The following is a 6,259-nucleotide window of genomic DNA, read 5'->3' as shown; positions in this document are numbered from 1 at the left end:
TTTAAGGGTGAAATATCATATTAGCTTCGTTAAACATTTCTCATTTAGAACAACTAAATAGCAAAATTTTTGCCTTGCCTACATGGATCTAGATACCTTGGCAATAGCAGGATGCGGTAGCGGTGTTATCGACAAAATTTCCTCACCTCAAAATAGACCACTTAATTAAGCGAATTGGTATAAAAAAAAACCGCGCTATATAGCGCGGCTTTCATCTTAATAAACGTTAACGTATTAGAATTGGTATGCAAACTTCACGTATGCTTGACGACCAAGGATACTGTGCGTTTTATTGTCAATTCCCATAGACTCTGAAGGAGCAAGCGGCGCTTCCTCATTAAACAAGTTAGACGCACCCAGCGTTACTGTTAGCTTTTCTACGCCAATATAACTGACGCTTGTGTCAACGGTCGTCCATGAATCAATCTCATATTTATTGCCATCACTATCGGCAAGGTCTTTATAAGAATCGACATAGTTCACGCTGATATTTGCTAGCCAATCGTTCTTAGCCCAGTCCATGCCTGCGGTCCAACGGAACTGTGGATGCTGGTATTCTCCATTGAGATCTTCTGCAACATTGAATGTGTTACCTTGATCATCACTTTCAAATGACTGCTCTTCAAAATTAAGTGCGTAAGTTAAGTTGTAATTGAACTTAAACTCGCCCATTTCACGTGTAGTTAATGCGTAGGCTAAGTTAACATCGAAACCGTCTGTTTCACGACCACCAATGTTAACAAAAGTGTCGTTAATAGTCAGAATACGACCAAGTGTGCTACCTTGATTAGGTGCACGCACCACCAAATTAGGATCGGTACCACAACAATCAACTAACTTTTGTGCACCTATCTTCTTGATAAGGTCTTCTTGATCATAGTTCCAGTAATCCACACCGATACTAAAGCCATCGGTTGCTTGCCACACAACACCTAAGTTGTAGTTTTCTGACTCTTCTGGTTGTAGATTTTTGTTACCAGACACAATCGCAGTGTACTCATACGGACTACAATCATCATCGGCACCTGTTTGACGACAACGCTCGCGGTCTATCACGCTTGGTGATTCGTCAGTTCTACCTAGATGTAACTGCACAAGAGAAGGTGCTCTAAATGCAGTTCCCCAAGAACCTCGGACTACAACACTGTCAATTGGTGTCCAGCGAAATGCCACTTTCGGATCGGTTGTTGTTCCAAAGTCACTGTAGTCTTCATAACGTAACGCTAGTTGTAGCTCTAAATTATCCAGTACTGGCACACTAAACTCAGCGAATAGCGCAGTATTGTCTCTATCACCATTAGCTTGCGTTGCTTCAGTACCAAAGATTTCGCCTCTGATATATTGGCTATCTGGGTTATCTTCGATTTTCTCGTAGCGATGTTCGAAACCAAACGCTGCAGCAACATAGCCTGCACCCAATTCAAATAGTTCACCTGAAATAGTACCGTCTAATGATTGCATGGTTGATGCACCATAACGTGTAGTCGTGGTCTCAAAAAAAGCCAGACCTGCTTCTGTATTGGTGCTTGGTTCAAATGGATTCCAAAGGCCCTCATCAATCGCTTGCTGCGCTCTTAGCTTATTAGGGAAACCATCAAAACCTTTTTCAACCGCACTTGAACGAATGGCAGAGTATGCCACTTCCCAAGACCAAGCATTCCACTCGCCTCGAGCACCAAGGACTGCGCGGTAGTATTCAGAATCGACATCTTTTTTACGGTTTCCGATATCAACCGTACGACGACGCATTGAAATATCTACACCATGTAAGAAGTGGTCTGGGTCGTTAAACAATGGGTGGTTTGGATTATCACCATCCATAAATAGTTCTGTAAAGCTTGGACTACCTGCACCTTGAATGAAAGTTGTAGAGTGTTGTGCCGAAATTTCTGCAAAACCTTCAATACCATCTGTGATTTCTTGTACGCCGTTATAGTTAAAGCTGATACGCTCTGTCGATGGAATTGCGGTCATGTGTGGCGCGTAGTCGTAGCGACAAATATCACCGATATCTAAAGCAGGATCGCATTTATCATTACCCCATACGTCCGTAAAGATAGTTTGTCTTACCTGAGTGCCATCGTCTTCAACACGAACAACGGGTAATCTCGCCCACTGCTCGTCTGTTAACATGCTTCTCATCACTTCTACACTACCAGGAACACCAGCAGAACTTAATGAGTTATTACCACCACGAAAACGCTGATCAGCAGACGCCGTATAGTCACGATCTGCATAGGTTAAGTGACCACGTTTGAAATAATCGAGTGAGAAATTATGGTGGCCACTTTGTGTTGACGACCCCCAAAGAAGGGTAAAGTTTTGCTCTTCAGCACCACCATCTGCGGTATCTGAGATTTTACCTGCAACTTCAAAACCGTCGATATCATCACGGAGAATGATATTAATAACACCAGCTACCGCATCAGAACCATAAGTTGCGGAGGCGCCATCTTTTAGAATATCTATACGTTTAACCGATGAAACCGGAATGGTATTTAAGTCAACAAATGATGTTTCGATATCTTTTGCAAATGGGCTCACCGCAACGCGGCGGCCATTAATTAATACAAGCGTCGATGATGCTCCTAATCCTCTTAATGCAACACTAGAACCACCATTTGCGGTGTCATCACTGGAGTTGCCTTGCGTACTAAAAGTACCAGTCCCCGATACCGGCAGTTTTTGCAACGCACCAATAAGGTCAGTTGATCCCGTTGAAGCTAGATCAGCGGCTGATAAACTTTGGATTGGTGACGGGCCCTCTAAATCTGTTCTTTTAATGTGAGAACCGGTCACTTCAATACGTTCAACTTGCTTCGCTTCTTCAGCCTTAACTTGTTGATTCATGCCAATTAAAACGGCGATAGAGAGCGCACTGAGTGGTAATTTGTAGGTCATCCTGTTTCCCCTTAAGTTGATAATTACACTGTAGTTTTTTTAATAATCCAGCCATTATTAGCATACCGAAGCAACTTTAACAATGCATTTATTTAACAAAAAGTTTCCAACTTAGGGATGTGACAACAGAAAAGAGCGACGAATAAACACCGTTATTTGCTAGCTTGAATTATTGTTAAAAGAAGGATTAAAGCTGGCAAGAGAGGGTTTTACTTGCAAGAAATGTAAGGATGAAGTAACGTCCAACGAATTTGGTTTAGTCTGAATAGCTTCGACTAAAGTCTATAGACGTTACTTTATATTATGATAAGCTAATTATAGTGCTAGCCAAGGTTGAACTGACTTTATATTCGCAGAATCCGCAAAATGTGTCTTGTCGTTTGACCACGTCTTCGGGACGCTGATTTGACAGACTTGCGACTCACACTTCATTGTAGCGCCGGTGACGGTTTGACTTCTGCCAAAGGTCACAATGACTCCTTGTTGCTCAGGCAGCAAAAATGACAGCAAGTTTTTAATAAAAAAGCCAGAGAGATCAGCCAGTAGCTCTTCAAACTCCTGTTGCATTTTGTAAAGGTCTGCTTTGCTCAGAGAGGTCGTGTTAAATAACTCAGCTTCAATTTGCATTTTTAGCTGGCAGTCCGAGCTTACGCCCTTCGTTTCAATCACTACTTTTGCTTTATCTTTGTCCAATTCTTTGTCAAATGGAAGCAGTAGTTGCGCTTCATCAGTGTACGACAGTGGAAAGCTCGCTTCCTCGGTCACAATATTACCCATCGTGATTTTACACGCTTGCATACTCACTGTATCGACAAGGTAAAAACCCACACGTGCAAACTCAAACTCGCCTTTACTTACCACTTTTAGTCTGTCGTAAAAGCTGTCATATGCAAAGGTAACCGTTTTAGCGGAGGCTATCACACTCCAAAATACCATTATTAAGGCAAGTACAATCTTACTCTTCATCAAAATACGCTCGGTTATGCCTTATCATATCGTTAAGTTCGTTCACGTAGTCTTCACCACGCTCTGAATAACTCAAAAGACCACTTGTTAATACTGTCGCGTCAATCGGCGCTTTTTGAGCTCGCAACTCTGCTCGTACCGAACGCAACTCCCTGTATGCATCATTAGTGTTAATATTTCTAAAGTATGATTTGACCGCAGCTCTTACCGACTGAAACGCTCTAACTTCGTGATCGGCCGCATCTTCTCGCCGCTTAGGTACCATACCGCAACCTTTGGTGTAACACCATTGGCCAAAAAAATTTAATCCAATTCGTGCAAACCGTGACGTACCCCAAGCAGATTCATTCGCGGCCTGCATCAACGCTAGCTCTTTAGGAATAATATCCACTCGGCGCAATGCTCTTTTGAGCGAAGATTCATTAATGGCTTCTCCTTTTAGATCATACTTTGTGAAAATCATCGCGATCTTTTCTATTTGTTTGCGTGTTAGCGTTTCATCAAATTGCACCATCATCAGAGCGATTTCAAGCGTTGCCCGTTGCTCTAAGATCTTTTTGTTTTCGGCTTCTACATGCGGCTTAATAAAGTCGAAAAACGCCGTTTTCTTTTCCTTAATATCACGAATGGCTGAAAAATTAGGTAACTTCACACTATGAAGTGGCTTTTCAGGCACTTTAGGTACAACCTCTGCACCCGCATCCTCTTGCTCTAAAGTGGCATCTTGAGGACTTTTGTCTTGGATAAAAGGATAAATTAACGCCCAAATGGTCACTAGGGCAACAATGAGTTTAATCAGTTTAGCTTGCATACTTCTCCTCGCAGTGGCGTTGTTCTGGAAACGGAGTCTCTTTCCTTAAGTCTCTAAGAACTTTTCTCAAGCCCGCCTAATAACAGTTTTATTCTGTTACTATAGTTTGATAGGGCGTTGATACATTGCGCCAAAATAACAGTATTCAAAAATAGCGGCTGATAATATCAAAAGCCGAAATTAAACGCGAATTTTCGTTCAGTTATAGTACATAGTTTAGACGAATTTAAGATATAAAGAAAAAGGAACAGAGGTATGACGTCTAACGCTTGGCAGCAGCGTCTGCTATCGCAGCAAAAAAACCGCCCTAACGACAATCGCTCAGCATGGCAAATAGATCGTTCTAGGATCATACATGCCGCGGCTTTTAGGCGTTTGCAAGCCAAAACCCAAATTATGGCTATCGGCGTCAACGACTTTTATCGAACTCGCCTAACACACTCTTTGGAAGTATCGCAAATAGGCAGCGGTCTCCTGCGCCATTTAAGAAAACAACACCCTGAATTTGAACACTTTCCTTCGACAAGCCTTATTGAAACTTTATGTCTAGCCCATGACATCGGCCACCCCCCTTTTGGCCATGGTGGAGAAATCGCACTTAATTACCTTATGCGTGACCATGGAGGATTCGAAGGTAATGCCCAAACCTTGCGCATTGTAACTAAATTAGAACCCTATACTAAAGGTTATGGCATGAACTTAACGCGCCGCACCTTATTAGGTTTTATTAAATATCCTGCATTAATCGACACACTTTGGTATCACCAACCAACGCAAACACAAAGTCGAAAATACATATTGTCTAGTGATTGGCTGCCTGCCAAAGGCATTTATCAATGCGACCAATCGGTATTTGATTGGATCCTCTCGCCATTTTCTCAAAGCGACCAAAGAAAGCTGCAGGAAACTGAGGTAAAAGACGCCTTCCGTCGCAAGACTAAGTTTAAATCGTTAGATTGCGCCATTATGGAATATGCAGATGATATCGCCTATGCAGTTCATGATTTAGAAGATGCGATTGCAACCGAGACCCTTAACGAGGCAGCGTGGCATGATTTTGCTCTGCCTGAATTGCAAAAGTTAGGCTCACCTTGGTTAAAGCAAAACTTACAGCGCGTGAGCGAGAGTTTATTTTCAGAAGATGAATCTAACCGTAAAGATACCATAGGTGAACTCGTCAACCTGTTTATTGTGCACTGTAAACTCACCGTTCAAGACTCAGATTTTGACTCCGCCCTACTTCATTTTACCGTTGAGATGGCACCCGAATTTCAAGAAATCCTACAAGTATTAAAAGTGTTCGTATATCGAAGATTAATTCGTGAGCCTAAAATGCAGCAAATTGAATTTAGTGGTCAAAACCTGCTGATCGATTTATTTGAAGTTTTTGCCAGTGATCCCATGCGATTATTGCCATATACAACCCAAACATTGTACCAGCAAGCAACCGATGAAACGCAGCAAATGCGCGTGTTAGCAGACTATCTTGGCGGCATGTCTGATGAATATGCACGAAAAACGCATCGACGCGTATTTACCGGGGAACTGTAACTCCCCTTAAGTTGACAGCTAGGAACTCAC

Annotated in this window: 4 protein-coding genes; 1 reads left to right on the top strand and 3 read right to left on the bottom strand. The window is 42.3% G+C overall.

Features of this window, described 5'->3' with window-relative positions:
- Positions 1-234: 234 nt before the first annotated feature.
- The 3 genes from CWC03_RS01435 to CWC03_RS01425 all read right to left on the bottom strand — a co-directional run bounded on the left by CWC03_RS01435 (position 235) and on the right by CWC03_RS01425 (position 4,678).
- Positions 235-2,901, bottom strand: coding sequence for a TonB-dependent receptor plug domain-containing protein (locus CWC03_RS01435; RefSeq protein ID WP_138580285.1), 2,667 nt, complete (start codon positions 2,899-2,901; stop codon positions 235-237).
- A gap of 315 nt (positions 2,902-3,216) precedes the next feature.
- On the bottom strand, positions 3,217-3,867 hold the full coding sequence (locus CWC03_RS01430) for a DUF2987 domain-containing protein (protein ID WP_138580284.1): 651 nt from the start codon (positions 3,865-3,867) through the stop codon (positions 3,217-3,219).
- Entirely contained in the window at positions 3,857-4,678 is an 822-nt protein-coding gene (locus CWC03_RS01425; RefSeq protein WP_138580283.1) for a glucosaminidase domain-containing protein, read from the bottom strand. Before CWC03_RS01425 ends, CWC03_RS01430 begins: the two co-directional genes overlap by 11 nt.
- A 255-nt stretch (positions 4,679-4,933) precedes the next feature.
- Between CWC03_RS01425 and CWC03_RS01420 the strand changes: the two genes are divergently transcribed.
- Positions 4,934-6,229: an anti-phage deoxyguanosine triphosphatase gene (locus CWC03_RS01420; protein WP_138580282.1), complete on the top strand. Its 1,296-nt coding sequence runs from the start codon at positions 4,934-4,936 to the stop codon at positions 6,227-6,229.
- The last annotated feature ends 30 nt before the right edge of the window (positions 6,230-6,259 follow it).

Origin of the sequence: Pseudoalteromonas sp. S2755, from assembly GCF_005886535.1 — a bacterium.
In the GTDB taxonomy this organism is placed as follows: Bacteria; Pseudomonadota; Gammaproteobacteria; order Enterobacterales; family Alteromonadaceae; genus Pseudoalteromonas.
This window is presented reverse-complemented; position numbering and strand designations above follow the sequence as displayed.

Coding starts and splice junctions, on each gene's coding strand:
- CWC03_RS01435 (WP_138580285.1), bottom strand. CDS start 2,901: ATGACCTACAAATTACCACTCAGTGCGCTCTCTATCGCCGTTTTAATT.
- CWC03_RS01430 (WP_138580284.1), bottom strand. CDS start 3,867: ATGAAGAGTAAGATTGTACTTGCCTTAATAATGGTATTTTGGAGTGTG.
- CWC03_RS01425 (WP_138580283.1), bottom strand. CDS start 4,678: ATGCAAGCTAAACTGATTAAACTCATTGTTGCCCTAGTGACCATTTGG.
- CWC03_RS01420 (WP_138580282.1), top strand. CDS start 4,934: ATGACGTCTAACGCTTGGCAGCAGCGTCTGCTATCGCAGCAAAAAAAC.